The following is a 26219-nucleotide window of genomic DNA, read 5'->3' as shown; positions in this document are numbered from 1 at the left end:
CATGAAGAAGACCGACAAGGAAAAGAGTCAAGTTGAGAAGTTCCGCGAATTGGCGCGGGAGATTGAAACCGTCGATTCCGAAGAGCCTTTGAACGAAGCGCTTAGGAAGGTAGCGAAATCGCCGCCGCCGAAGGACGACAAGGAGCCATCCGATGAGCGGTGAGGGAAGCCGCTTGGCACTCACCGCGCTAACTTTCGCGACAGTCGCCTGTGCCTTTTTCCTGACGCGCAATATGAATCCAGGCCAGCGCGTTGTCGCGCTCGTTGCCGTAGCTGTTTTGAGCCCGATTGTGTTCGGTTTTCTCTACATGATTTCCATTCTCATGCAGTTTGATGGCCACTCGATGTAAATAGGTTGGCGCGCCATCGGGGAAGATGGGTCTGTCAAATATACAATCGCCTTTTAGGATGCGATTATCTGGTTGACAAACCCAACCTTTCATGTTCACAATTACAACTCGCGAGACAGAACGGCCTGCCCTTCCAAAAGGTGGGCCGTTCGCGTGTTCGCTCTAGCGGTTGCGATGGTCGCAATATGTGGGGTAGCGGCAGAGATTGCGGATTTGTCAACTTTAATTTCGCTGAGAATCTTGTGAACCAAAGCGAATTAGTTTAGTTATGTACATGGGCCTGGCCCACGAGATCGCCTTTGCGGTCGCCCAAAAGCCTCTGCGGAAACGCTGGGGCTTTTTGAGTATTTAGCCTTTGCGTTCAACGTTTTCAAAGCAGCTGTATTTTGACGCCAGCATCGGCCAATCCTCCTCTTTCAGGTGGCATTCGATTAGCTTTTTGTCGTCCATAAGCCGCTTGTAGGGCCGGTTCTTCGCATGATAGCCGCCCATACAAATCGGCCACAGAAAAAGGTCAGCGAATTGCGCCATTGGCGACGATTTTTCCTTGGTCTGAAATTCGTATAGGGTTCCGTTGAATTCCTCGGGCGTGAGCGGCGCGTATTTGCCGGAGTTGTCCTTAGCGAACGGCATGCCCTCAGCCTTTAGGGTGTCGTAGTAGGATTTTAAGCGCGCGTCTTCCGGCTTGTTGCAGCGCTCGGGATGGACCCTAAGTCGCAACTCCTTGCTCCGGGCGAATTTAACCGAACGTTCCACAACGACGCTAAAGGCGGTCTTGCAAAGCTGCCAAGGCTGCTTCTGGTACATCTCTAGGTAACGGGCGTTGTAGCCGGGTCGATCGATCGTGCACGCAATCCCGGTTACGGGCGCATCGCGCATCATGACGTAAAGCTCTTCGTAAAATTGCTTTTGCTCGGCTTCGTCCAGACCGCGAAGCCAATCGAAATTGAGGTTTTGGGATCTGATTTCTGAGGAATGCAGAGGGGCTTCAACGCCCCACTTTTCGCAGAAACTGCGGTGGAGTTCGCGGGCTTCTGCTTCCTCATCACTACGGACAAGCACGCCGCCTAGCGCAAACCAATCATAGCCGTGTTCGGCCTTCTTGCCTGGGTCACGAGTGGGATGTCTGGTACCGGAGTCGTCCAAGTACAAATTCAGCGTTACCGGCATGGAGCCTTATTTCGATGACTTGCCGCTTTGGCGGCGTACAAACTCTTTTATCTGTTCGGAGGTAAGTTTCGGCGCCTTCGCAATCTTCGTCACTACCTCTTCAAAAGCGGCGTCGGACTGGTCTGTCTTGAGCGCGCGCGCCGCCTCTTCGAATTTCTCTTTTTGGGTCTTTTCTTTCATCGCTGTACCTATTGCCCCTTGGGGGTCAGCCGCTTCCGCTGCCGCTTAACGTAATCCTCTAGCGCCTCCAAAAGATAGTCATCGACCTCACCGGTTGCGACCAATCGAAGAGACTGACCGGGCGATCCTTCCTCTGTAAACACTACGCGTTCGTTGGGTGCAGCAACCACGGTTTGGGCTGCCGGCGCGCGCGCCGTGGGCTGCACTCCTGCGCTCATATATTCGGTCATGTCAGATCCTCCGTTTGCTTCACCATGCGATTCTACGGTGTTTGCCGGGGCGCTGTCATAACTTTCGTATGCGTTCTCTTGCCTGAGAAACGCGCTTGTTTCCGTATATGCCTTTATCACCGGGTCAATGGCACGGTTTTGAAATTCCTCACGGATGAGGAAACTGCGCAGCGTCGTATCCGAGACGTGGCCGTCCGGGAAACGGTTCTTTAGAACTGTGAATAACTGCGGCTTGAACGCTGCGATTAAGAGTGCATTCCCGCGATTCGAATCGGGGCTGGGGTGCAAGATGTCCAGGGCCAGCTGAGAGATGCGGACCTCACCCTTTCCGACTTTGTCCAGTAGCCCGTAGTGAGTTAGCGTAGCAATTGCCTTGTCTGCTGCACCGCTACTCCCGCTATATCCCATTGCAATTGCAGCAGAATTTCGATCCATAGGATTGCGCCTATTTGTGGAGAACACTTTCTCTGCTTGCTTTAACGCAGCTGGAAGGGAGAAGTTAGGATAACCAGGGCTTCGCAACCGTGACATTTTTGGCTCCTTTCGTAATGGAGCCGCCTTATACGCTTTTGCATGGTGCGAAGCAATGACGAGCTAAGGTCTTGCTCGCGGCGAAGCAAACACCTTGACGGTCAATTGCTTCGGCCTCATAAACAGCGTGCGGGATTCGCCGCCAACATGATTCTGAGAGGATAGGGAATGAAGAGAGCCGGTAGCCCCTCGCGTTCCGGTCATCGGCGCCTGAGGGGAGACTAACGAAAAGGCCGCCGAACCGTTTGCAGCGGTAAGGCGGCCCTAGATGACCAGCAGTCGGAAAGAGGTGGTAGCCTCGCGACCACTAGAGCGTCACAGCCTAGATTCGCACCTCTGCCGCCTCTTTTCAAGACCCCTCGCTCTGAAAGAGGTCCGTCATGGTTTGGGTTAGCCCCTACCTACGTTTCCGCTTTGGCCGCACGGAATCTGTGTGCGGCCATTATCGCAGCCGATAAGACCGGCGCCAGCGGCGTAGCCGCCTAGCCGTCCGATCAACGCAATTGCCGGGGACTATATCCCCGGCTTTTTCTTGCGGTGCCTCGCATAGCGCCAGAGCGGCAATTCCAGCTGGACTGGTTTTCGGAAGTGCGTCCGCTTCTCGTCAAGCAGGTCTATGATAGGTGAGGCGCTTACCGGCAGCACCCTTCAAGGCGATGAAAGCGCGGGTGCCGTCATCAACGCCCATGGCGATACGGTTCGAGTAGCGGAAGTCGAATTCAGCAAGGTAGCGGTGCAGGTGCTGTTCGCCGCAATGCTGGTAGACGCCCCTTCATGCCGCGCTTGAAGATCGAATAGAAGCCTTCCACGGTGTTTGTATGGATGGTCTTAGCGCCTTCGTAGCGGACATACTCGTCCTTGGAATGCGTGACGACATCGTGAGAGGCAAATTCCTGACCCACGCGGCGATACATGCCAGCCTCATCCGTCATCAACGCGCTTTCCTTGGCGATGTTGGCGCGAACGATAGGCATGACGGTGCCAATGCGGGCGGTATCGACGTGGAAGAAACGGGCGCGGCCACCACGCTCTGCCAACGTAACGACAGTGTTCTTGTGAGAAGTGCCGGCCTTTACCGGGGTATCCTTCAAGCGACCGATATACGTCTCGTCGGCTTCAACGGTCTTGCCATTGCCACCAAGCGGCGACAGGTCGCCAGACGCCATTGCAAGACGAATGCGGTGGCACAGGAACCATGCAGCCTCATAGGTGCATTCGAGTATGCGGTGCATCTGGTGGGCGCTAATGCCCTTCTTGGAGGCGCACATGAGGTGGATAGCCTGAAGCCACTTGGTGAGCGGCAAATGGCTTTCCTCGAAGATCGAACCCATGCGAACCGTGAACTGCGAACGGCAAGCGCTGCACTTGTACAGGCCATGACGCTCGACGCCGTGGGGGTTCTTCTTGGAAGGCTTGGTGCGAACGCCCTTCAAGGCGTAGTGGCGATCAACGCTACCGCACTTCGGGCAAACCGGACCGTTGGGCCACAGTATCGATTCCACATGCTCGAAAGCCTTGGCTTCGTCATGGAACTCGGGGCGAGACAGAACGGACATGGAAATCTCCTATGTCCTTACCCTACGTAATCAGGTTGGGTTTGTCAACCAGATAATCGCCTTTAGGGGGCGATTATGTATTTGATAGACCTTACCCGAGGGAGTTTGCCGGCTGACCGGGGCGGCTCGGCGGTTTGGGGGGACATCAATACGGGCAAAACCGCCGAGCCTGACTGGCGGCGGCAAATTTGGGGATTTGGGAGTTCGCCGTCAGCTTTGACCAGGATATCGCAGGGTTGACCGGTTGGCGTCATTCGAACGAAGGGCGGCGTTTCCGCTCGAGTCCATGTAGCAGTGGCCACATTGCGCCTGTGTTCGGTTCGCTCTTTCTGACCTTTCGCGGGACGTGGGGAACCATTACCGCTGCCAGAACCCCCGGTGCACCGATACAAGTTCATCCTCAATTTCGGGGAAGGGGCCGTGGACCTCGATCTTCTTCTGTCCAGAGCCGAGCACAATTCGCGCGGAAAGGCTCATCGTCGGATTTTCGGGATGGTCGCCGGTCAGCGCGAGAAGCTCGGTCTCCTCGAAGCCATAGACCAGCTGGCCGATATTCGCCCAGTAGAGCGTTCCGGTGCACATCGCGCAGGGCTCGCCGGTCGAAACCAGCGTGCATGTCCAGAGAAACTCCGGCGGATAGGCTGCCGCCGCGCGCCGAGCAAGTTCGGTCTCGGCGTGATGCATGGTGTCGATATTGCCTTGGCGCATGAGGATTGCGTCGTCGGGGCCGACCAGCACCGCGCCGAACGGATGGTGGCCGTGCGCGGCAGCCTCGCGGGCGACCGCATCGGCGGCGCGAAGGTGGGCGAGCATCTGGTCGCGAGTCATGCGCTCTCTCCGGTCATTGGGGTCGCCGGCCGGCGACCAGCGGCAGTGCTTTTACCCTACGCTCATATCAGAGCGTGCAATATACCACACGAACCAACGCTGGCGGCTTTCACGAACGCGTGGCAAGGCGGCTAACGCCGCCTTCGCCCAGGCCACCGTCTTCAACAGGTGGTCTATCGCTCCCGCGGTTGGGTTTGCCGCCGGCCAACGCCGCCCCCGCCATGTCATCCAGAATCGGGCAGTCCGGCCGCTCGTCGCCATGGCAGGCGTGAACGAGCTTCTGCAGCGTCGAGCGCATCGATTGCAGCTCGCGCACCTTCTCCTCGATGGCGGTGACGTGGGCGGCGGCGATTGCGCGCACGTCGTGGCTGGCGCGACCGCGATCCTTGTAGAGCGCCATCAGCTGGCGACAATCGTCTATCGAAAAGCCGAGATTGCGCGCGCGGCGCAGGAAGGCCAGCCGGTGGATATCGTCGCCCGAATAATCGCGATAGCCATTGGCGGCGCGCGCGGGCGCGATCAGGCCGATCTCCTCATAGTAGCGGATGGTCTTGGCCGGCAGGCCTGAGCGGTGAGCGGCGTCGCCGACATTCATGACGGATCCTCGAGTTTCGCGGGCCTGCGATTCAGGCCCATTGAATTTCCTTCACAATCCGGTGAAGTATGTTGCCGAAATGCCATAGTGATACGCATACCAGCACGTAAGTCCCCGCATATAGGCATCGTGTGCTTGGCAAGCAAAGCAAATGCCAGCATGAATGATGGCGAGAAAGCGGCCGACTCGTGCCGCTCTAGTTTGGGCGGGGCACCGGATCACCACATGCGCATGAAGTCGCTTGCAATAATCGCCGCATTGGCGCTGTCCACTGCTATTGCCGGTTGCAGCACCATCGGCGGGCAGATGTTCTCCAACGACTATGGCGCGGTGACCGATGCCGGTTACCAGCTGCCACGTATCCCGATCGAGAAGGTGCCCTCGAAGTACCATCGCCAGGAAGTGAGTTACGACTCCAAGGAAAAGCCCGGCACCATCATCGTCGATACGCAGAACAAGTTCCTGTACTTCATCGAGGGCGATGGCCGGGCAATCCGCTACGGTATCGGCGTCGGCCGCGAGGGCTTCGAATGGCACGGCACCGCCCATATCGCCATCAAGCGCGAATGGCCGACCTGGACGCCGCCTTCGCAGATGATCAAGCGCCAGCCCGAACTCGCCAAGTTCGCCGGCGGCATGGATCCGGGCCTGAAGAACCCGCTCGGCGCGCGCGCTATGTACCTGTTCAACAAGGGCGGTGACATGGGCTACCGCCTGCACGGCAGCCCGGAATGGAACTCGATCGGCAAGGCCATGTCGTCGGGCTGCATCCGGCTGATGAACCAGGACGTCATCGACCTCTACAATCGCGCCGAGGTCGGCGCCAAGGTCATCGTTCTTTAGACCATGATCCCGGAAAGCCTGTCCGCTTTTCCGGCAGATCGTGGTTAAACTGGAAGTCGCCTTTCATACGCGGACCGTCTAGGCAACAACGGACGTCCCAAACAGAAAACCGGGCAATTCGGCCCGGTTTTTTGTTGTCCATGGGTGGGAAATTGCCGTCTAAGAGACCTGCTCGACCTGCTGCACTTCCGGCACGAAATGGCGAAGCAGGTTCTGGATGCCGTGCTTCAGCGTCGCCGTCGAAGACGGGCAACCGGCGCAGGCGCCTTTCATGTGCAGGAACACGGTGCCGTTCTCGAAGCCGCGGAAGGTGATGTCGCCGCCGTCCTGCGCCACCGCCGGGCGCACCCGCGTGTCGAGCAGCTCCTTGATGGTGATGACAAGTTCCTCGTCGGCCTTGTCGTAGAATTCGCCGGTCTGGCTGGTCTCGGCGGCGGGGCCGGCCTTGGCCATGACAGGCGCACCGGACATGAAATGCTCCATGATCGCACCGAGGATCGCCGGCTTCAGATGCTGCCAGTCCGGGCCGTCCTTGGACACGGTGATGAAATCGTAGCCGAAGAACACGCCGGTGACGCCGGGAATTTCGAACAGCCGCCCAGCCAGCGGCGAGGCAATGGCCGCACTGTCGGCATCGCGGAAATCGGCGGTGCCTTCTAGGAGCACTTCCTTGCCGGGCAGGAATTTCAGCGTCGCCGGATTGGGCGTCGACTCGGTCTGGATGAACATGGCCGTCTCCATGCCCGTTTGGGCAACTAGTTTGGAATAGTTCTAAATAGGCTCTATCGGCGGGACATTCAAGCGAAACGCATCGCCGGAACGGCTGGCTGGCGGAATGTTTTTGCGACTCATGCCAAGCACTGTGAAGTGCGTCGAGATTCGGGTCAGGCCGAGTCGAAAATGATGGTTTCCGAGAACCGGAGCGGAGCGTACTTGAAGTACGTGAGCACCGGAAGCACCGGAAGCCGCCATTTGCAGGCCGGCATCACCCGAATCTCGATACATTTCAGGCGAGGCTGTCGATCTCCTCATCCGACAAATTCTGTGGCACCACGGTCACCGGGATCGGAAAGGCAGCGCCTTTGCCGGCCACGGCGCCGACCAGCGGTCCTGGACCTTCCTTGCCGGCGCCGGCCGCCAGCACGAGGATGGCGATGTCCTGGTCTTCCTCGATCAGCTTGTGGATCTCTTCCGTCGGTTTGCCCTCACGCACCACCATCTCCGGTTCGATGCCGAGCTTCTGCCGCACCTTGTTGGCGTAGCCGTCCAGCGCCGCGCGCGCCGTGGCGTTCGCCTCCTCGCGCATGATCTTCTCGACCCCCAGCCAGTGCTGGAAGTCGTCCGGTACGATGACATAGAGCAGCACCAGCGTGCCGCTGGTGCTCTGCGCCCGCTTCGAGGCGTAGGCGACGGCGCGCTCGCATTCCGGCGTGTCGTCGATGATCGTCAGGAATTTCCTGCGGTGACCGGCTTCGCGGCTGAGGCGTTTGGAGACCATGTCTATCTACTCGGTGTCTTTTCGGCCGCAATCTGCCACCGCCGCTGACCGGCGGCAAGCCGCCGGCCTTGTGCCAGTGTTGTGCAGTGCACGGCGCCGCGATCAGCCCTGCAGCAGCCCGATAATGTCGCGCACCGTCTTCATCGTCGTTTCGGCGAGCACGCCGGCGCGTTCGCCGCCATCCCGCAGCACGGCGTCGACATAGGCGCGGTCGCCCTGGATGCGGCGCATCTCGGTGGCGATCGGCGCCAGCCTCTCCACCGCGAGATCGGCCAGCGCCGGCTTGAACACAGAGAACTGCTGGCCGCCGAATTCCTTAAGCACATCGGCCTTCGACATCTCGGCGAGACCGGCATAGATGCCGACCAGGTTCTCCGCCTCGGGCCGGCTTTCCAGCCCGTCGACCTCGCTCGGCAAGGCCTCCGGGTCGGTCTTGGCCTTGCGGATCTTCTTCGAGATGGCGTCGGCATCGTCGGTCAGGTTGATGCGCGACAGGTCCGACGGGTCCGACTTCGACATCTTCTTGGAGCCGTCACGCAGCGACATGATGCGCGCTGCCGGCCCGCCGATGACCGGCTCGGTCAGCGGGAAATAGCCGTTCACCGTCTCCTCGCCTATCCTCATCTCGACGCCGACGCCAAGACCGGCGATGCGGTCGGAGAAATCGTTGTTGAATTTCTGCGCGATGTCGCGTGTCAGTTCCAGGTGCTGCTTCTGGTCCTCGCCCACCGGCACATGGGTGGCGCGATAAAGCAGGATGTCGGCCGCCATCAGCGAGGGATAGGCAAGCAGGCCCAGCGAGGCGTTCTCGCGGTCCTTGCCGGCCTTGTCCTTGAACTGCGTCATCTTGTTCATCCAGCCTATGCGCGCCACGCAATTGAAGATCCAGGCGAGCTCCGCGTGCTGCATCACCCGCGACTGGTTGAAGACGATGTGCTTCTTCGGGTCGATGCCGGAGGCGAGGAACGCCGCGGTGATCGACCGCGTCTGGTCGGCAAGGTCGTCATGGACAAGCTGGGCGGTCAGCGAATGCAGGTCGACAACGCAATAGATGCAGTCGGACGTATCCTGCAGGGCGACGAATTTCTTGATAGCGCCGAGATAGTTGCCGAGATGCAGATTGCCGGTCGGCTGAACACCGGAGAAGACGAGTGGCTTGAAGGCGGACATGGTTTTCCTCATGGCTTGTGGAGGGCCGTATAAGCGTGATTCCGAAAAGTTGCGGACTTTTCGGAGCCAATCGTGCGGCTGGAAACCGCGCGAGGCGAAAGTCTGCGACGGCGCGCTTATGGACGAGAGCGCGGGCGGGATCAAGACCGGCCAGGCGGGATGCTCGGCCGATCTATTCGTCGAGTTCTGATTTTGCCACGGACGGGCCGGCTTCTGTCCTCCGGCGCCCCACATTGCGCCGGATCATGCTGAAATCGGCGCCGCCGGTGGCGAAAGCGGTGGCGAAATAGAGCAGCGCCCCGCCGGCCACCAGCGCCAGCACCGTCGTCGCCTTGACGACCAGCGGCGAGCCGGGGCCGATCCTTGTGGCCAACCAATGTTCGGCGAAATAGAGGGCGACACCCATGACCACCGCCGACAGCACCAGCCGTGGGATGCGCCTCAACAGCGGCACGTCGCGGCCCCAATGGCCGCGCCGGATCAGCACGGCAAGCAGCATCAGCGCGTTGACCCAGCCGGCGACGGCGGAGGCCACGGCGATGCCGGGTGCACCCATCCTCGGGAACAGCGTCAGCGCGGTGGCGACGTTCACCGCCACGGAGATTGCGGCGAAGATCATCGGCGTGCGCGTATCCTCGCGGGCGAAATAGCCTGGGGTGAAGGCCTTGATCAGCACGAAGGCCGGCAGGCCGAGACCGAAGATCGCCAGGATCGCCGCCACGACAGGTGTCGAATGGTTGGCGGCGAACGCGCCGCGCTCATAGACCAGCCGCACGATCGGCTCCGCCATTACCCAGAGCGCCGCCGCCGCCGGCAAGGTCATGAACAGGGTGAATTCGACGGAGCGGTTCTGCAGATTGGCTGCCTCGATCAGATTGCCTGACTTCAGCGCCCGCGACAGTTCGGGCAACAGCACGATCGCCACCGCGACGCCGACGACACCGAGCGGCAACTGGTAGACGCGGTCGGCATAAGCCAGCGAGGACACGGCACTGTCCTGCGCCGAGGCGATGGCCGTTCCGATCAGCTGGTTGATCTGGGTGATGCCACCGGTGATCGCCGCCGGCAGCGCCAGGATCAGGAGCCGCTTCACGTTCGGCGTCATCCGAGGCCGGCGGAAGCCGATCGAGATGCCCGCATTGCGCACCGCCACCCAGACGATGGCGAGTTGCACGACGCCGGCCGCCAGCACGCCCCAGGACAGGCCGAAGCCGACAGCGTGTGCATCCAGTCCGTGGTACCAGGCATAGCCAAGCACGCTGATGAGGATGATGTTGAGGAACGCCGGCGCGATTGCCGCGGCGAAATAGCGCCGCAAGGAGTTCAGCATGCCCGCCATCATGGCGGCGAGCGACATGCAGATCAGATAAGGGAACATGATCGTCGCAAGCGTGACGGTCGTCTCGAACTTGCCCGGCGTGTCGGCAAAGCCCGGCGCCACCAGGTAGCGCACGATCAGCGGCATCGCCAGTTCCATGGCGATGGTCAGCGCCAGGAGCGCGGTGAACAGCACCCCGAACACCTCTTCGGAAAAACGCTTGGCACCATCGGTGCCGTGCGTCTCGATCTCCTTGGCGAACAGCGGCACGAAGGCGGCATTGAACGCGCCCTCGGCGAACAGCCGGCGAAAGGTGTTGGGGAACTGGAAGGCGGCATTGAAGGCGTCCGCGACCGGTCCGGTGCCGAGTGCGGCCGCCATCAGCATCTCGCGGCCGAAACCGAGCGCACGGCTCATCAGAGTGCCGGACGCGACGGTAGCGAATTTCTTGACGAGACTCATGCGTTCGCAAACTGCTTGTGGGATCGGAAGAAGGGGATGATTGCCGTCACTCGGCGGCTGCCTTGGCCTTGCCGCCGCGTTCGAGCGCTACACCCTCAAGCGTCGCAATCAGCCGGTTGCGGATGGTGGCGATGCGGGCCGGGTTGTCGATCTTCTGGCCGGTCAGGTCGGTGACATAGAAAGTGTCGATGACCTTCTCGCCGAAGGTGGTGATATGCGCCGATGCGATGTCGAGCGACAGGTCGGACAGTGTTCCGGTGATTTCCGACAGCAGGCCGGGGCGGTCGAGCCCCTCGACCTCGATCACCGAAAACCGGTTCGATAGCGCGTTGCGGATTTCGGCGCGTGGCGGGATCTTGAAGACCTTGGATCCGCGCCTTGGCTTGGTGCGTTTCTCGATCATCTCCGGCAGCCAGCTCTTGCCCGACAGCACGTCCTCGATCAGCCGGCCGACACGCTCGGCCCGCCGGCGTTCGTCCTCGTCGCGGTCGAATTCCCTCGAGATCAGGATCGTGTCCAGCGCGCGGCCGTCCGACGTGGTGAAGATCTGCGCGTCGACGATGTTGCCGCCGGCGCCGGCGCATGCCCCGGCGATGACCGAGAGAAGACGGGGGTGGTCCTGCGCCAGCACGGTGATTTCGGTCACCGCCTCGAATTGGTGGGTCTTGACCATGGTGGCGAGCTTGTTGCCCGCCGCGTCCGCCTCGCGGATGAATTCGGCGTGGCGAAGCTGGTCCGGCAGGTCCACCGTCAGGAGGTAGTTTTCATAATGCAGCCCGACATAGCGCTTGCGCGCCTTGTCGGGCCAGTCGGCGAGCGCCTCGGCCAGGCGTTCGCGCGCCGCCGCCGTGCGTTGGGCGCGCGAGACTTCCGAAAAGCCGCCGGTCAGCAGCAGTTCTGTTTCGTAGTAGAGCGTACGCAGCAACTGGCCCTTCCAGCCGTTCCACACGCCCGGTCCGACGCCCCTGATGTCGCAAACGGTGAGGATCAACAGCATCTTCAACCGCTCGACCGATTGCACGATCGAGGCGAAGTCCTCGATCGTCTTGCGGTCGTTGAGGTCCCGGGTCTGCGCCGTCATCGACATGACGAGGTGGTTCTCGACCAGCCAGGCGACGGTTTCCGTATCGGCCGGCGAAAGCCCCATATGCGGGCAGATCCGCCTTGCGATCCTGGCGCCGGCCTCGGAATGGTCCTCTGGTCTGCCCTTGGCGATGTCGTGCAGCAGGACGGCGACATAGAGCGCCTCGCGGCTTTTCTTCAGCCCGGGCATCAGCGCATGCGACAGCGGATGCACCTTCTCGCCGTCGCCGCGCTCGATCTCGGCCAGCACGCCGATGCAGCGGATCAGGTGCTCGTCGACCGTGTAGTGGTGGTACATCGAGAACTGCATCATGGCGACGATCTTGCCGAAATCCGGGATCAGCCGGCCCAGCAATCCCGCCTCGTTCATCCGCCGCAGGTTGAGCTCGGCGTTGCGGTCCGAGGTCAATATGTCGAGGAACAGCCGGTTGGCTTCCTCGTCGCGCCTGAGCGACTTGTTGACCAGGCCGAGCGAACGGGTGAGCAGTTTCAGCGCATCGGGATGGAATTCCAGCCCGTGCTTGTCGGCAAACCAGAACAGCCTGAGAAGATTGACCGGGTCGCGCTCGAAGACGCCGTCGTCGGCGATGTTGATGCGATGGTTGTCGACGATGAAGTCCGACGTGCCGGCAAGCTTGCGCTTGCGGCGCTGGAAGGTGAGGAAGATGCGGTTGAAGCCGGGAACATGCTTGGCCTGCTCCTCCTCCAGCGCGGCGCAGAAGATGCGGGTCAGGTCGCCGACATCCTTGGCGACGAGGAAATAGTGCTTCATGAAGCGTTCGACCGCCGACAGGCCGGGATGGGTCGTATAGCCGAGCCGTTCGGCGATCTCGCGCTGAATGTCGAAATGCAGCCGCTCCTCGGCCTTGCCGGTGAGGAAGTGCATGTGGCAGCGCACCGCCCACAGGAAATCCTCGGCCTTCTGGAACTCGCGGTACTCGGCTTCGGTGAAGACGCCTTTTTCGACCAGTTCCTCGCCGGTGCGCACCCGGTAAAAATACTTGCCGATCCAGAACAGCGTCTGCAGGTCGCGCAGGCCGCCCTTGCCGTCCTTGACGTTGGGCTCGACCAGATAGCGGCTTTCGCCGGCCTTGGCATGGCGCTCGTCGCGTTCGGCAAGCTTGGCCTGCACATATTCCGGGCCGGTCGTGCGTACCACCTCATGGTCGAAGCGCAGCATCAACTCGTCATAGAGCTTGCGTTCGCCCCACAGGAAACGGGCTTCCAGGATCGAGGTGCGGATGGTGATGTCGGAGCGCGACAGCCTGAGGCACTCATCGATGTTGCGGGTGGCATGGCCGACCTTCAGCCCCATGTCCCACAGCATGTAGAGCATATATTCGACCGTCTGTTCGCCCCATGGCGTCTGCTTGTAAGGCAGCAGGAACAGAAGGTCGATGTCGGATCCCGGCGCCAGCGTGCCGCGGCCATAGCCGCCGACGGCAACGACCGCCATGCGTTCGGCCGAGGATCGGTTCTTCACCCGGTAGACATGGGTTGCGGCAAAATCGTAGAGCGAGCGGATCAGCTCGTCCATCAGGTGCGACAGCCGTTCGGCGCAGGCATTGCCGCCGCCATCTTGTCTCAGCATGGCCTCGGCTGTCTTGCGGCCCTCGGCGAGACGCCCCTTGAGAAGCTGAAGGACGGCCGTGCGGATGCCCTTGCTGGAACCGTCGCCGGCGCTGGCCGTGGTCAGCGCGGTCATCTCGCTGCGCAAGGCTTCGCCGTTGATCAGTTCATCGAGCTTCAGGGAGATTTTTGCCATAGATACCGGTCGGCCTTGCCTTTTGGGCGGCGTCTATAGCGTGTTTTCGCGGCGCTGGGTATGGGCCTGCTGTCAATCCCGCAAACGCTCTAGTCGTTTGCCTCGACTGGAGCGAGCGGGACGACAATCTGCCGCCGTAGCCTGCAGAGATCGGTGATCTGCCGCGCTGCCCGGCTGGCCTCCCTGCGGATACGCGCGAGTACCCGTATCCTGTGTCCATTGGCGAGCCCGCTTGCGACCCACTCGGCCTCCCGACCCTGTTCGAGCAGGCTCGGCAACCTGTTGCCCACGAACTGGTCCTGCGCACAGAGCGCCGGAACAAGCTGGTAGATCGTCTTGCCGGTCGAGATCGCGAATGTGGGATCGAAGATGAGATTGTCCACCGCCATATTGACATCGGCGGTTGTCTCGAGAAGGGCGCGTGCCGTCTGCCGGGAGAGCAGGTATCCGCCCGTCCCTATATGGTTCTTGCGGAGCCTGAACAGGGAAAAGCCGCCGCCGACGGGAAACCTCTCCCGCTGGATCACGGTTGTGTGGAAGAATGTCTCGAGCTTGACGACATCGGCGTCGGCGGGAATCCAGCTCGTATCGGCAAGCAACGTACCGGCTTTCGCGGAAAACACCATGTCGTCCTCGAAGACGGCGCCGTAGGGCGCTTCATCTTGCGCGATGATGGCCCAGCAGGCGCGATGGCTGTGCAAGCATGCGATCTCGCTGCCGGACAGACGTCGCACCGCATATCGTGCATGCTGGCGCTGCAGCGCGAGGTCTGGCCGGCCCCTTGCATCGATTGCGGCAACCCGCTCGAATCCGAGGCCGATGCGCGCAAACTCCGCCGTCATATGGGGAAGCCGGTCGGGGGATCTATCGAGGTTGATGACCAGACACTTCATTTCTTCAACAAAGCTTTTTTCTTATGGCGCTCTATAGCACATGCGGAACCAGAGTCTTTTATTTATGAGAAGGACTTGGTTTTTTGTCAATAAACAGGGAAACACGGATGTTTACCATCGCCTGGCTGGAATCACTATCGATATTTTGGATAGAGCAGGATTCAATTTCTGTGTCCGCTCGCCACACGGCAAGGTGGAAGCAACGCGAAGCTTTATATTTATCTTGGCAGGCTTTGGAGCTTCCTGCCATAGATGTCGGTCGGGCTTGCCTTCGGGCGGAGCTCAAGCGCATTCCTGCGGCGCCGGATATGGACTTGGCGGCCGTCAGGCAAGATTAGTCGGCTTCCCAGTCGTCTCGAAGGGGACAACGATGTGTCGCCGGCCTCTGCAGAAGCCGAGAACCCACCGCACTGTCCGTCCGCCTTCGCTCATAATTCTTTCAGCCGCCGGCCTTCTGCGTTTCGCGACAAGCTCATTGCCGGTTCTTGCGGCATCCCGCTCCTCCCCAAGCAGGCTTGGCAGTCGGTCGCTGACGAACTGGTCCTGCACACACAGCGCAGGGACGAGCTGGTAGATCGTCTTGCTGGACGAGACTCCGAACGCCGGGGTGAAAAGTAGATCGTCGGCGGTGATATTGATCGTTTCGGTCGCTTCGAGGAGATCGCGCGCGGCCTGTCTGGAGATGATGTAACCCCCGGTCCCCGGATGGTTCTTGTAGAGCCTGAACGCGGAAAAACCATGACCGGTGGCGATCCTTCGTCGGTGAATGAGGGTCTTCTTGAAGTACGTTTCCAATTTGACAATGTCGGCATCTGGCGGAATCCAGCCGTCGTCAGCAAGCAACGGACCGGCCTTTGCTGAAAAAACCACGTCGTCCTCGAAGATGGCGCCGTAGCGAGCCTCGTCCTGCGCCAGCATCGTCCAGCAGACGCGGTGGCTGTGCAGGCAGGCGACTTCGCTGCCCAACAAACGCCGGGACGCATAAATCGGATGTTGCGGTTGCTGCCCGAATTCAGGGTGGCTACGTGCATCGACCGCCGCAACGCGTTGGAACGCGACGCCGATCCGGGCGAACTCTGCACTTATGTGTGCAAGTCGGTCCGGGGACCGATCTAGGTTTATGACCAGGCACTTCATTGTCGACAAAGGTCCAGCGGGATGGGCGGCGAACGATATAGTAGAAGCGGCGCGCTTTTTAGTGTGGGCGCGCGGTTGTGTACAGTTTTCGCCATTTGGTCAATCCGCTGGGTTCGGAGAACCGAATTCAAAACAGCCCTTGACCTTCCAGTTACTGGAAGCACTACCTCTGCTTCGAAGCAGTGCATCGAGGCATTAGAAATGACGCATTCAGATCACGATCATCACACGCATGGCGCTCATGGCGGCTGCTGCGCGGCAAAGGGCACGGGCGGAGATTCGGATGCGGTTCTGCGCGATCCGGTCTGCGGCATGACGGTGGAGTCGGCCGCCGGCAAGCCGACATCCGAGCATGGCGGCCGCCTCTATCATTTTTGCAGCGAGCGATGCCGTTCGAGGTTCCAGGCCGAGCCGGAAAGCTATCTGACCGCCGTCGACCCTGTCTGCGGCATGATCGTCGACCGCGCCGACGCCAGGTATTTTGTCCGCCATGAAGGCCAGGGCTTCTATTTCTGTTCGGCCGGCTGCAAGGCGAAGTTCGAGGCGGCGCCGCAAACTTATCTCGGCGACAGGCCGGCGCCGGCGCCGATGCCCAAGGGCACGCAATACACTTGCCCCATGCATCCGCAGATTCTCCGCGACAAGCCCGGCTCCTGCCCGATCTGCGGCATGGCGCTCGAGCCCATGGGCGTGCCGACGGGCGATGAAGGGCCAAATCCCGAACTGGTCGACTTCACCAGACGCCTCTGGGTGAGCGCGGTGCTGTCGGTCCCGCTGCTGATCGTAGCCATGGCGCCGATGGTAGGCCTGCCGCTTGAGGGCCTGGTCGAGGATCGCGCGAAGGTCTGGATCGAACTGGTGCTGGCGAGCCCGGTGGTGCTGTGGGCCGCTTTCCCGTTTTTCCATCGCGGCTGGGACTCGATGCTCAACCGCAGCCCCAACATGTGGACGCTGATTTCGCTGGGTGTCGGCGCCGCCTATCTCTACAGCGTCGTCGCCACGCTCTTCCCGGACATCTTTCCGCATCAGTTTCGCGGCCATGGCGGTGCGGTGCCGGTTTATTTCGAGGCGGCCGCCGTCATCGTCGCGCTGGTCTTCCTCGGCCAGGTGCTGGAACTGCGCGCCCGCGAGAAGACCGGATCGGCGATCCGAGCTTTGCTCGACCTCGCGCCGAAGACCGCGCGGCGGGTCGCCGAGGACGGCGCCGAGATCGATGTCGGGCTGGACGAGGTCAAGACCGGCGATCGCCTGCGCATCCGTCCCGGCGATGCCGTCCCGGTCGACGGCACGGTGCTCGAAGGCCGCTCCTCCATCGATGAATCGATGATCACGGGCGAGCCCTTGCCGGTCGAGAAGGCCGAAGGCGACGCCTTGACCGGCGGCACGCTCAACAAGAATGGCTCGCTGATCATGCGCGCCGAACGGATTGGCGCCGAGACGACGCTGTCGCGCATCGTCGAACTCGTCGCCAAGGCACAGCGCTCGCGCGCCCCGATCCAAGGCCTGGCCGACCGCGTTTCCTTCTACTTTGTCCCGACCGTCGTCCTGGTCGCGATCGCCGCATTCGTCGCCTGGGCGATCTTCGGCCCCGAGCCCAGCCTGATCTTCGCCATCGTCTCGGCGGTTTCGGTGCTGATCATCGCCTGTCCCTGTGCGCTGGGTCTCGCCACACCGATGTCCATCATGACCGCCACCGGGCGCGGCGCGCATGCCGGCGTGCTGATCAAGGAAGCCGCCGCGCTCGAGCGCTTCGCCTCCGTCGACACGCTGATCGTCGACAAGACCGGCACGCTGACCGAGGGCCGGCCGAAATTGACCGATGTCGTGGCTGTCAGCGGCTTTTCCGAGGACGAATTGCTGAGATGCGCCGCGACCCTGGAAAAAGGGTCGGAGCATCCGCTGGCCGAGGCCATCGTCGACGGAGCCGGCCAGCGCGGCGTGAAGATCGCCGAGGCCGGCAGCTTCGAGGCGGTTACCGGCAAAGGCGTTTCCGGCACGGTGTCGGACAAGAAGGTCGCGCTCGGCAATACCGCGATGATGGCCGATCTCGCCATCGACGTTTCCGGGGTCCTGGCCAGCGTGGAAGCCTTGCAGGGCGATGGCAAGACGGTGATGTTCGTCGCTGTCGACGGCAAGCTGGCCGGCATCGTCGCCGTCGCCGATCCGGTCAAGGCGACCACGGCCGAGGCGATCAAGGCGCTGCATGGCAGCGGGCTGCGGATCATCATGGCGACCGGCGACAATGAGCGCACGGCCAGGGCGATCGCTGGACATCTCGGCATAGACGAGGTTCGGGCAGGTCTGTTGCCGGAACAGAAGGCAGCGCTGGTCGAGGAACTGCGCGGCAAGGGTGCCGCCGTCGCCATGGCCGGCGACGGCGTCAACGATGCGCCCGCGCTTGCCGCCGCCGATGTCGGCATCGCCATGGGAACGGGCGCCGATGTCGCGGTCGAAAGCGCCGGCATCACCTTGGTCAAGGGCGACCTCAACGGCATCGTCCGCGCCCGAACCCTGGCCCAGGCGACCATCGGTAATATCCGGCAGAACCTGTTCTTCGCCTTCCTCTACAATGTGCTTGGTGTGCCGGTCGCGGCCGGCGTGCTTTATCCGCTCACCGGCACGCTACTGTCGCCGATGCTGGCGGCGGCGGCGATGAGCCTGTCCTCGGTCTCGGTGATCGCAAACGCATTGCGCCTGAGAACGTTGAAACTCTGAGATTAACCCCCAGATACGAAACCCAACCGACAGGAGACCATGAATGACCTTGGCTAAAAAACTCGTGCTGCTGCTGATGGCCGCCGGAATGCTGCTTGCCGTTTTCCTCGAAAGCGTGCCGGCGCAGAGCGAGGAGATGAAGCACGACATGGGTGCCATGGCCATGGGGGCGGAAAGCCCTTCCACGGCGGGCTACAAGGCGGCGATGGACAAGATGCATACCGACATGATGGCCTCCCAATATACCGGCAACGCCGATGTCGATTTCGTCCGCGGCATGATCCCGCATCATCAGGGGGCGATCGACATGGCCAAGGTCGAACTGGCCAACGGCAAGGATCCGGAAATCCGCAAACTCGCCGAAAACGTCATCGCCGCGCAGGAAGCCGAAATCAAGCAGATGCAGGACTGGCTCGCCGCCCATCCGGTGAAGTAAGGCATCAACGGCGGCGACCGGAGAACCCGAGCTCCATCCTGGATTTCTCCGTATGCTTGTGATGCCATGCGCCTCGATCGCTTACCCAGGAGCCCCCATGCCCACGACGACAAGAACCACCAAGCTGCCTTCGGGCGAAGCCGTCCAGGTGCTGGGACAGGGCACCTGGAAAATGGGCGAGGATGCCCGCCGTCGAGCCGGGGAGGTCAATGCCTTGAAGCTTGGGCTGGACCTCGGCATGACGCTGATCGACACCGCCGAAATGTATGCCAGCGGCGGCGCCGAGGAGGTGGTGGCCGAAGCCATCGCCGGCCGGCGCGAAGAACTCTTTCTCGTCTCCAAGGTGCTGCCGTCCAATGCTTCGCGCACCGGCGTGCCGGCGGCTTGCGAGAAAAGCCTGAAGCGGCTGCGCACCGACCGCATCGATCTCTATCTCCTGCACTGGCCGGGCAGCGTGCCTTTGGGCGAGACGGTCGAGGCCTTCGAGGCGTTGAAGAAGGCCGGCAAGATCCGCCACTGGGGCGTCAGCAATTTCGATACCGATGAAATGGAAGAGCTCACCGGTTTGCGCTCGGGCGGCAATGTCCAGACCAATCAGGTGCTCTACAATCTGATCCGGCGCGGCCCCGAATTCGACCTTGCACCATGGGGCCGCCAGCGCGGCATTCCGCTGATGGCCTATTCGCCGGTGGAGCAGGGTGCTTTGGCGCGCAACAGCAGGCTTGACGCCATCGCCGCCCGTCACAATGCGACCCCTGCGCAAATCGCCTTGGCCTGGGTGATGCATCAGGACGGCGTTATCGCCATTCCCAAGGCCAGCAGCCAGGAGCACGTCCGCCAGAATTTTGCCGCGCTGGACATAAAGCTTACGGCCGATGACCTCGCCGATCTCGACCGTGCATTCCCCCCACCGACGCGCAAGCGCGGACTGGAAATGATCTGACTATTTCTCCGCCAGCCCCTTCAGCCGGTAAAGCGCCTCCAGCGCTTCCTTGGGGGTCATCTCGTCGGGATTGATCTCATCGAGTGCCGCGCCCACAGCGTCGCTCTTCACCAGCTTTGGCGCTTCCCGCTTCATCGCCACCGAAAACAGCGGCAGGTCATCGACCAGCCGGTTGGTCTTGCCGGAGACCTCGCCTTGCTCCAATTGGTGCAGCACCGCCTTGGCGCGGTCGACCACCGCTTCCGGCAGGCCCGCAAGGCGGGCTACCTGGACGCCGTAGGAGCGGTCGGCGGCACCCTTGCCGACCTCGTGCAGGAAAACGACGTCGCCTTCCCACTCCTTGACCCGCATGGTGACGTTGGAAAGCCGCGCCAGCTTGCCGGCGAGCGACGTCATTTCGTGGAAGTGGGTGGCGAAGATCGCCCGGCAGCGGTTCTTCTCGTGCAGATACTCCACCGCCGCCCAGGCAATCGACAGCCCGTCGAAGGTGGCGGTGCCGCGGCCGATCTCGTCGAGGATCACCAGCGCCCGTTCGCCGGCCTGGTTGAGGATCGCCGCCGTCTCCACCATCTCGACCATGAAGGTCGAGCGGCCGCGCGCCAGGTCGTCCGAGGCGCCGACGCGTGAGAACAGCCGGTCGACGACGCCGATATGGGCCGATGTCGCCGGCACGAAGGAGCCGGTCTGGGCCAGGATGGCGATCAGCGCGTTCTGCCGCAGGAACGTCGATTTGCCACCCATGTTGGGGCCGGTCAGCAGCCAGATCGCGCCGTTCTTGGCATTGCCCTCCGGCGAGAGGTCGCAATCGTTGGCGACGAATGGGCCTTCGCCCGAACGGCGCAGCGCCTGTTCGACCACCGGATGCCGCCCGCCTGAAATCTCGAAGGCGAGGCTGGAATCCACCACCGGCCGGCACCAGGCCTCGCTTTCCGACAGAAGCGCAAGCGCTGCCGACACGTCGAGCACGGCGAGCGCGTCGGCGCCGGCGCGGATCGCCTCGGCCGCGCCGACCGCCTCCGCCGTCAGCGCATCGAAGGCGGCCAGTTCGATGCTCAGTGCCCGGTCGGCGGCATTGGCGATCTTGGTCTCGAGTTCGGCGAGTTCGGTCGTGGTGAAACGCATGGCGTTGGCCATGGTCTGGCGGTGGATGAAGCGCGCCTTGGCGCCATCGCTGCCAGTCATGACGGCGTGATGATTGGCCGTCACCTCGATGTAGTAACCCAGCACATTGTTGTGCCGGATCTTCAGGGAGCGGATGCCGGTTTCCTCGATCAGCGAGCGCTCCAGTCCGGCAATCACTTTTCGCGACTCGTCGCGCAACGCCCGCATCTCGTCGAGGTCCGGGTGGTAGCCGCCGCGAACGAAGCCGCCGTCGCGTTTGAGCAGCGGCAGCTCGTCGCCGAGCGCCTGGGTGAGATGTTGGGCAAGCGCCTTGGGCAGCGCCTTGATCGCGGCCATCGCGCCGGCCAACTCCTGGGGCAGGGCGATCGCGGCAAAGGTTTCGGCGATGGCACCGGCCGCCTCGAAACCAGCGCGAAGCGCGCCGAGATCGCGTGGCCCGCCCCGGTTGAGCGCCAGCCTGGACAGGGCGCGCGGCATGTCGGCGACGCTCTTCAGGCTCATCCGCACCGCCTGGCAAAGCCTGACCTCGGAGCGGAAGAACGAGACGGAGTCCAGCCGCGCGCCGATGGCCGCCGGGTCGGTCAGCGGCGCCATCAGCCGGTCGGCGAGCAACCTTGCGCCGCCACCGGTCACCGTGCGGTCGATCGCCTTGAACAGCGAACCCTCGCGGCTGCCGGACAGCGTACGCAACAGTTCGAGATTGCCGCGCGTCGCCGGATCGATGAACAGGGTCGAACCCTGCTCCTCGCGCTCGGGCCGCGACAGCGGCGGCCGCTCGGCCTTTTGCGTTTTCTCGACGTAGGCGATGGCGCCCGAGATCGCCGATAATTCGGCGCGCGAAAACGTGCCGAAACTGTCCGGTGTCGCCACCTCGAAGAAACGCGCAATCCGCCCCGTGGCCGAGGCCGAATCGAACAGGCTCGGCGGCTGTGGGCTGGCGACACGGCCGAGCACGTCGAACACCGGCTTCAGGTCGGGATCATGGAACACCGGCTCGGCGACGATGAGTTCGCGCGGATCGACACGGAAGATGTCGGCCAGCAGCCGGTCGGCGGTGGTCTCGGCGACGCGGAAAGCACCAGTCGAGATGTCGATCCAGGCAATTGCAAAGCTGTGCTCGCTGCCGCCCTTCACCCGACCCAACGCCATCAGATAACTCGATTCCGACGGCGCCAGCAGTTTGTCCTCGGTGATGGTTCCCGGCGTCACCAGCCGCACCACGTCGCGGCGCACGACCGATTTGGAGCCGCGCTTCTTGGCCTCGGCCGGATCCTCGATCTGCTCGCAGACGGCAACGCGGAAGCCCTGGCTGATCAGCTTCTGCAAATAGTCGTCGGCCGCATGCACCGGCACGCCGCACATTGGAATGTCGTGGCCCTGATGCTTGCCGCGTTTGGTGAGCACGATGCCCAGCGCCCGGCTCGCCTTCTCGGCATCGTCGAAGAACAGCTCGTAGAAATCGCCCATGCGGTAGAACAGCAACGAATCCGGGTTAGCCGCCTTGATCTCGATGAACTGCTCCATCATCGGTGTGACGGCGGCAACGCCGGGCTGCGGCGGCGTCATCGCCTCGGGGGCGGCGTCGGGCTCGTTCGGGCTGTGCATGTTCATGGCGCGGCACGCTAGCAGATGTGATGGCGGGGTTTAATGCCAGGCCATCGAAAAGCAGGGGAAGACCGCGAGCCGTCTTCATGGAACGGCTGTTCAGCTGCATTGCCCGACGCGGCGATCGCGAATATCTGTCATCTTGGGCAATAATGGCGGGGATGTCATGGACAAAGACGGGCACGAAACGTTCGAGGAGATGGTGGGACCGATCGACTCGGCGCTCGAGCGCTTCTGGCTCATGACAGCTCGGCACGCCAGCCAACGGTTGGGCAGGCTTAAGTTTGTAGCAGCCAAGCGCCTTCCTTTCGCGCTGCCGCTCAGCGGTCCGTTGTCCCACCTGGATAGCGGCATTCGGCTTGCAGCTTACGTGCTCAGCCACGATCCGCTGCTGATCTACACGCCGATCGGCGGCGAGCGCCCCCTCAACTCAGTGGTGGCAATCGGCCGTCGCCTGGCCTCGCGCCGCGCCGTGTTCCTGCTGATGCCGAGTTGGACGCTTGAGCGGCCCCATGTCGTCGCGAAGCTTGGCAGGGATCTCGCCTGGTACCGTGAGAGCTTCTCGCTTCACGAACTGATCTTTCTTTGCAACACGCAAGAGGAGCGTCGTCTGGTCACTGCTGCCGGAGGAACCGCGATCTTCTCCAACCACAATCTGATGGTCAGCGAGGACATATTTCGACCACTGCCGGACATTTCTGTCGAGTTTGATGCGGTCTATAACGGCCGCATTTCGCACACCAAGCGCCACCACCTCGCCTTCGATATCGAAAGGCTCGCCCACATTACCTTTTCGATCGGCGAGCTGCCGCGGGCCGGCGACCGTGCCTTCATCCGTCGCTTGCAGGCGCAATCGCCGCTGCATCGTATCGCCAACCCGATCGTCAATGGCCTAACTGGCTGGCTGGCGCCGCAGGAGGTCAACCGCGTCTACAACCAGGCCGCGGTTGGGCTCTGTCTGTCGGCGGCGGAAGGGGCGATGTGCTCCAGCATGGAATATCTGATGGCGGGGTTGCCGGTGGTGAGCACGCCCAGTCTTGGCGGCCGGGACGTCTTTTTCGATCCGGACTATTGCATCATCGCCGAGCCCGATCCGGCGGCGATCCGGCGCGCGGTCGAGACGTTGCGCGACCGCGCCATTCCCCGCGATGAGATTCGCAACCGCACGCTGGCCAAGGTGCGGGCTCAACGGGAGGAACTCACAGTGTTCCTGTCCGACCTGTTGAAGAGGATGGGAAGCAGCCAACCGCCGCTGACGCAATGGCCGTTTCCCGGAACCAGGACGCTGCGGCGCTGGGCAACGGCCCGCCAGCATGCGGATGAAATCACGACAACGGCGCGGAAAGGCTTCTGACCGGCCGTATCCGCTTTGAAGCAGCTTTGCCCAGCTTCGTGGTTTACACGCGGCGGCCCGTGGTCTTAATTCGCAAGCACACAGGTACCCGCTTCAAGGAGGTGCCGCACCGGCGAGGAAATCAAAAGCACCATGGCCAGGAAAACCGAGAACAACGGTCCGTCCGTCAGCGCGCAGGAAGCGCTCGAATTCCACGCCATGGGCCGGCCCGGCAAGCTGGAGATCGTCGCCACCAAGCCGATGACGACGCAGCGCGATCTCAGCCTCGCCTATTCGCCAGGCGTGGCAGTGCCCGTGCGCGCCATCGCCGAGGACCCATCCAGGGCCTTCGATTACACGACGCGCGGCAACATGGTCGCCGTCATCTCAAACGGCACCGCCATTCTTGGCCTCGGCAATCTCGGCGCGCTGGCCTCCAAGCCGGTGATGGAAGGCAAGGCGGTGCTGTTCAAGCGCTTCGCCGATGTCGATTCCATCGACCTCGAGGTCGACACCGAGGATGCCGACGAGTTCATCAACTGCGTGCGCTTCCTCGGTCCGTCCTTCGGCGGCATCAACCTGGAGGACATCAAGGCGCCGGAGTGCTTCATCATCGAACAGCGCCTGCGCGAACTGATGGACATTCCGGTCTTCCATGACGACCAGCATGGCACCGCCATCATCTCGGCCGCCGGCCTGATCAACGCGCTGGAAATAACCGGCCGCGACATGAAGACCACGAAGCTGGTCTGCAACGGTGCGGGCGCGGCCGGCATCGCCTGTATCGAGCTGATGAAGGCGATGGGTTTTTCGCCCGAAAACATCGTCCTGTGCGACACAAAGGGGGTGGTCTTCCAGGGCCGCACCGAGGGCATGAACCAGTGGAAATCCGCGCATGCGGTCAAGACGGAGGCGCGTTCCCTGGCCGAAGCGCTGGACGGCGCCGACGTCTTCCTCGGCCTTTCGGCCAAGGGGGCGCTGACCACCGCCATGGTGCAGTCGATGGCCAAGAACCCGATCATCTTCGCCATGGCCAACCCCGATCCCGAGATCACCCCGGAGGAAGTTGCCGAGATCCGCACCGACGCCATCATGGCCACCGGGCGGTCGGATTACGCCAATCAGGTCAACAACGTGCTCGGCTTTCCCTACATCTTCCGCGGCGCGCTGGATGTCAGGGCCACCACCATCAATGACGACATGAAGATCGCCGCCGCCCGCGCGCTGGCCGAACTGGCGCGCCAGGACGTGCCCGACGACGTCGCCGCGGCCTATCAGGGCAACCGGCCGAAATTCGGCCCCAACTACATCATTCCGGTGCCGTTCGACCCGCGCCTGATCTCGGCCATCCCGATCGCCGTGGCCAAGGCGGCAATGGATTCGGGCGTCGCCCGCAAGCCGATCCTCGATCTCGACCGTTACGCGCAGGAGCTTTCCGCCCGCCGCGACCCTATCGCCTCGACCCTGCAGCGCATCTACGACCGCGTGCGCCGTCAGCCCAAGCGCATCGTCTTCGCCGAGGGCGAGGAGGAGCAGGTGATGCGCGCCGCCGTCTCCTACGTGAACCAGCGGCTCGGCACCGCCATCCTGCTCGGTCGCGACGACGTCATCAAGGAGAACGCCAGGCACGCCGGCATCGACTTGAACAAGCAAGGCATCGAGATCATCAATGCGCGCCTGTCGCGCCGCAATTCGATCTACGCCGACTATCTCTACGAGCGCATGCAGCGCAAAGGCTTCCTGTTCCGCGACTGCCAGCGGCTGATCAACAATGACCGCAACCATTTCGCCGCCTGCATGGTGGCGCTGGGTGACGCCGACGGCATCGTCACCGGCGTGACCCGCAACTATTCGACCGCGCTCGACGACATCAGGCGCGTCATCGACGCCAAGCCCGGCCACCGCGTCATCGGCGTCTCGATCGTGCTCGCGCGCGGCAAGACGGTGCTCGTCGCCGACACCGCCGTGCACGACATGCCCAACGCCGAGCAGATCGCCGACATCGCCGAGGAAGCGGCGGGCTTCGCGCGCCGCATGGGCTACGAGCCAAGGCTCGCCATGCTTGCCTATTCCACTTTCGGCCATCCACAGGGCGAACGTTCCGAGCGCGTCCAGGAAGCCGTGCGCATCCTCGACAAGCGCCGCGTCGATTTCGAATACGATGGCGAAATGGCCGCCGACGTTGCGCTCAACGCCCGCGCCATGGCGCAATACCCGTTCATAAGGCTGACCGGTCCGGCCAACGTCCTGATCATGCCGGCTTTCCACTCGGCCTCGATCTCGACCAAGATGCTGCAGGAACTGGGCGGCTCAACCGTCATCGGCCCGCTGCTGGTCGGCCTGAACAAGCCGGTGCAGATCGTGTCGCTGAATGCCAAGGACAGCGATATCGTCAACATGGCGGCGATCGCCGCCTATACGGCGGGGGCTTGAGGGGCTTCCCCCGTGTTGGACGC

Annotated in this window: 22 protein-coding genes and 1 pseudogene; 9 read left to right on the top strand and 14 right to left on the bottom strand. The window is 62.4% G+C overall.

All coding sequences use genetic code 11. The annotated features are described in order from the left end of the window. The first annotated feature begins 1 nt into the window (after position 1). Both LB554_RS09945 and LB554_RS09940 read left to right on the top strand, forming a co-directional pair. A complete protein-coding gene (locus LB554_RS09945; protein WP_224584309.1) occupies positions 2-163 on the top strand; it encodes a DNA-binding protein in 162 nt (53 codons plus the stop codon). Continuing rightward, entirely contained in the window at positions 153-350 is a 198-nt protein-coding gene (locus LB554_RS09940) for a hypothetical protein (RefSeq protein ID WP_224584307.1), read from the top strand. Before LB554_RS09945 ends, LB554_RS09940 begins: the two co-directional genes overlap by 11 nt. Positions 351-698: 348 nt before the next feature. Here LB554_RS09940 and LB554_RS09935 read toward each other — a convergent pair whose 3' ends face one another. The 6 genes and pseudogenes from LB554_RS09935 to cueR form a co-directional block, all read right to left on the bottom strand. Next, positions 699-1520: a DUF3800 domain-containing protein gene (locus tag LB554_RS09935; protein WP_224584304.1), complete on the bottom strand. Its 822-nt coding sequence runs from the start codon at positions 1518-1520 to the stop codon at positions 699-701. A gap of 6 nt (positions 1521-1526) precedes the next feature. Continuing rightward, positions 1527-1700 carry a hypothetical protein gene (locus tag LB554_RS09930; RefSeq protein WP_224584302.1) on the bottom strand — a complete coding sequence of 58 codons (174 nt, stop codon included), beginning with the start codon at positions 1698-1700 and terminating at the stop codon, positions 1527-1529. Positions 1701-1708: 8 nt separating this feature from the next. Next, a complete protein-coding gene (locus LB554_RS09925; protein WP_224584300.1) occupies positions 1709-2461 on the bottom strand; it encodes a hypothetical protein in 753 nt (250 codons plus the stop codon). 604 nt (positions 2462-3065) lie between these two features. Beyond that, positions 3066-4017, bottom strand: a pseudogene (locus LB554_RS09920) (IS1595 family transposase). Positions 4018-4374: 357 nt separating this feature from the next. Beyond that, entirely contained in the window at positions 4375-4845 is a 471-nt protein-coding gene (locus tag LB554_RS09915; RefSeq protein ID WP_224584298.1) for a nucleoside deaminase, read from the bottom strand. 109 nt (positions 4846-4954) lie between these two features. Then, a complete protein-coding gene (gene cueR / locus LB554_RS09910; RefSeq protein ID WP_224584296.1) occupies positions 4955-5440 on the bottom strand; it encodes a Cu(I)-responsive transcriptional regulator in 486 nt (161 codons plus the stop codon). Between the two features lie 225 nt (positions 5441-5665). Between cueR and LB554_RS09905 the strand changes: the two genes are divergently transcribed. After that, a complete protein-coding gene (locus LB554_RS09905) occupies positions 5666-6283 on the top strand; it encodes a L,D-transpeptidase (protein WP_224524262.1) in 618 nt (205 codons plus the stop codon). A 159-nt stretch (positions 6284-6442) separates the two neighbouring features. Here the strand turns inward: LB554_RS09905 and LB554_RS09900 are convergent, their stop codons facing one another. The 6 genes from LB554_RS09900 to LB554_RS09875 form a co-directional block, all read right to left on the bottom strand. Further along, positions 6443-7012, bottom strand: a complete 570-nt coding sequence (locus LB554_RS09900) for a NifU family protein (protein ID WP_015314175.1) — start codon at positions 7010-7012, stop codon at positions 6443-6445. A gap of 277 nt (positions 7013-7289) precedes the next feature. After that, a complete protein-coding gene (locus LB554_RS09895) occupies positions 7290-7781 on the bottom strand; it encodes a universal stress protein (protein WP_010913128.1) in 492 nt (163 codons plus the stop codon). 102 nt (positions 7782-7883) lie between these two features. Continuing rightward, a complete protein-coding gene (gene trpS / locus LB554_RS09890; protein ID WP_015314174.1) occupies positions 7884-8951 on the bottom strand; it encodes a tryptophan--tRNA ligase in 1068 nt (355 codons plus the stop codon). A gap of 172 nt (positions 8952-9123) precedes the next feature. Then, the gene (murJ, locus tag LB554_RS09885) at positions 9124-10731 is read right to left on the bottom strand and encodes a murein biosynthesis integral membrane protein MurJ (RefSeq protein ID WP_140821558.1); all 1608 of its coding nucleotides are present in this window, start codon (positions 10729-10731) and stop codon (positions 9124-9126) included. Between the two features lie 46 nt (positions 10732-10777). Then, positions 10778-13579, bottom strand: coding sequence for a [protein-PII] uridylyltransferase (locus LB554_RS09880; RefSeq protein ID WP_224584295.1), 2802 nt, complete (start codon positions 13577-13579; stop codon positions 10778-10780). 89 nt (positions 13580-13668) lie between these two features. Beyond that, positions 13669-14421: a glycosyltransferase family 25 protein gene (locus LB554_RS09875; protein ID WP_224584294.1), complete on the bottom strand. Its 753-nt coding sequence runs from the start codon at positions 14419-14421 to the stop codon at positions 13669-13671. Here LB554_RS09875 and LB554_RS09870 point away from each other — a divergent pair. Further along, positions 14326-14565, top strand: a complete 240-nt coding sequence (locus tag LB554_RS09870; RefSeq protein WP_224584448.1) for a hypothetical protein — start codon at positions 14326-14328, stop codon at positions 14563-14565. The two genes, LB554_RS09875 and LB554_RS09870, sit on opposite strands and share 96 nt — an antisense overlap. Positions 14566-14796: 231 nt before the next feature. Here LB554_RS09870 and LB554_RS09865 read toward each other — a convergent pair whose 3' ends face one another. Next, positions 14797-15609: a glycosyltransferase family 25 protein gene (locus LB554_RS09865; RefSeq protein ID WP_224584293.1), complete on the bottom strand. Its 813-nt coding sequence runs from the start codon at positions 15607-15609 to the stop codon at positions 14797-14799. A gap of 201 nt (positions 15610-15810) precedes the next feature. Here LB554_RS09865 and LB554_RS09860 point away from each other — a divergent pair, with 201 nt between their 5' ends. From LB554_RS09860 to LB554_RS09850, 3 genes are all read left to right on the top strand, one after another. Beyond that, positions 15811-18324, top strand: coding sequence for a heavy metal translocating P-type ATPase (locus LB554_RS09860; RefSeq protein ID WP_140875646.1), 2514 nt, complete (start codon positions 15811-15813; stop codon positions 18322-18324). Between the two features lie 43 nt (positions 18325-18367). Continuing rightward, positions 18368-18760, top strand: coding sequence for a DUF305 domain-containing protein (locus tag LB554_RS09855; RefSeq protein WP_140614900.1), 393 nt, complete (start codon positions 18368-18370; stop codon positions 18758-18760). A gap of 97 nt (positions 18761-18857) precedes the next feature. Beyond that, positions 18858-19703, top strand: coding sequence for an aldo/keto reductase (locus LB554_RS09850; protein WP_224584292.1), 846 nt, complete (start codon positions 18858-18860; stop codon positions 19701-19703). Here LB554_RS09850 and mutS read toward each other — a convergent pair whose 3' ends face one another. Further along, positions 19704-22436 carry a DNA mismatch repair protein MutS gene (mutS, locus tag LB554_RS09845; RefSeq protein WP_224584291.1) on the bottom strand — a complete coding sequence of 911 codons (2733 nt, stop codon included), beginning with the start codon at positions 22434-22436 and terminating at the stop codon, positions 19704-19706. Between the two features lie 160 nt (positions 22437-22596). Between mutS and LB554_RS09840 the strand changes: the two genes are divergently transcribed. Beyond that, positions 22597-23784, top strand: a complete 1188-nt coding sequence (locus LB554_RS09840; protein ID WP_224584290.1) for a glycosyltransferase — start codon at positions 22597-22599, stop codon at positions 23782-23784. Between the two features lie 132 nt (positions 23785-23916). Continuing rightward, positions 23917-26196: an NADP-dependent malic enzyme gene (locus tag LB554_RS09835; protein WP_224584289.1), complete on the top strand. Its 2280-nt coding sequence runs from the start codon at positions 23917-23919 to the stop codon at positions 26194-26196. Positions 26197-26219: the final 23 nt, after the last annotated feature.

It is taken from the genome of Mesorhizobium sp. CO1-1-11 (assembly GCF_020164995.1).
GTDB classification, from domain to species: domain Bacteria; phylum Pseudomonadota; class Alphaproteobacteria; order Rhizobiales; family Rhizobiaceae; genus Mesorhizobium; species Mesorhizobium australicum.
The sequence above is the reverse complement of the archived record's forward strand: the minus strand, read 5'-3'. Positions and strand labels throughout refer to the sequence as shown.

Coding starts and splice junctions, on each gene's coding strand:
- LB554_RS09945 (WP_224584309.1), top strand. CDS start 2: ATGAAGAAGACCGACAAGGAAAAGAGTCAAGTTGAGAAGTTCCGCGAA.
- LB554_RS09940 (WP_224584307.1), top strand. CDS start 153: ATGAGCGGTGAGGGAAGCCGCTTGGCACTCACCGCGCTAACTTTCGCG.
- LB554_RS09935 (WP_224584304.1), bottom strand. CDS start 1,520: ATGCCGGTAACGCTGAATTTGTACTTGGACGACTCCGGTACCAGACAT.
- LB554_RS09930 (WP_224584302.1), bottom strand. CDS start 1,700: ATGAAAGAAAAGACCCAAAAAGAGAAATTCGAAGAGGCGGCGCGCGCG.
- LB554_RS09925 (WP_224584300.1), bottom strand. CDS start 2,461: ATGTCACGGTTGCGAAGCCCTGGTTATCCTAACTTCTCCCTTCCAGCT.
- LB554_RS09915 (WP_224584298.1), bottom strand. CDS start 4,845: ATGACTCGCGACCAGATGCTCGCCCACCTTCGCGCCGCCGATGCGGTC.
- cueR (WP_224584296.1), bottom strand. CDS start 5,440: ATGAATGTCGGCGACGCCGCTCACCGCTCAGGCCTGCCGGCCAAGACC.
- LB554_RS09905 (WP_224524262.1), top strand. CDS start 5,666: ATGCGCATGAAGTCGCTTGCAATAATCGCCGCATTGGCGCTGTCCACT.
- LB554_RS09900 (WP_015314175.1), bottom strand. CDS start 7,012: ATGTTCATCCAGACCGAGTCGACGCCCAATCCGGCGACGCTGAAATTC.
- LB554_RS09895 (WP_010913128.1), bottom strand. CDS start 7,781: ATGGTCTCCAAACGCCTCAGCCGCGAAGCCGGTCACCGCAGGAAATTC.
- trpS (WP_015314174.1), bottom strand. CDS start 8,951: ATGTCCGCCTTCAAGCCACTCGTCTTCTCCGGTGTTCAGCCGACCGGC.
- murJ (WP_140821558.1), bottom strand. CDS start 10,731: ATGAGTCTCGTCAAGAAATTCGCTACCGTCGCGTCCGGCACTCTGATG.
- LB554_RS09880 (WP_224584295.1), bottom strand. CDS start 13,579: ATGGCAAAAATCTCCCTGAAGCTCGATGAACTGATCAACGGCGAAGCC.
- LB554_RS09870 (WP_224584448.1), top strand. CDS start 14,326: ATGCTGGCGCTGCAGCGCGAGGTCTGGCCGGCCCCTTGCATCGATTGC.
- LB554_RS09875 (WP_224584294.1), bottom strand. CDS start 14,421: ATGACGGCGGAGTTTGCGCGCATCGGCCTCGGATTCGAGCGGGTTGCC.
- LB554_RS09865 (WP_224584293.1), bottom strand. CDS start 15,609: ATGAAGTGCCTGGTCATAAACCTAGATCGGTCCCCGGACCGACTTGCA.
- LB554_RS09860 (WP_140875646.1), top strand. CDS start 15,811: ATGACGCATTCAGATCACGATCATCACACGCATGGCGCTCATGGCGGC.
- LB554_RS09855 (WP_140614900.1), top strand. CDS start 18,368: ATGACCTTGGCTAAAAAACTCGTGCTGCTGCTGATGGCCGCCGGAATG.
- LB554_RS09850 (WP_224584292.1), top strand. CDS start 18,858: ATGCCCACGACGACAAGAACCACCAAGCTGCCTTCGGGCGAAGCCGTC.
- mutS (WP_224584291.1), bottom strand. CDS start 22,436: ATGAACATGCACAGCCCGAACGAGCCCGACGCCGCCCCCGAGGCGATG.
- LB554_RS09840 (WP_224584290.1), top strand. CDS start 22,597: ATGGACAAAGACGGGCACGAAACGTTCGAGGAGATGGTGGGACCGATC.
- LB554_RS09835 (WP_224584289.1), top strand. CDS start 23,917: ATGGCCAGGAAAACCGAGAACAACGGTCCGTCCGTCAGCGCGCAGGAA.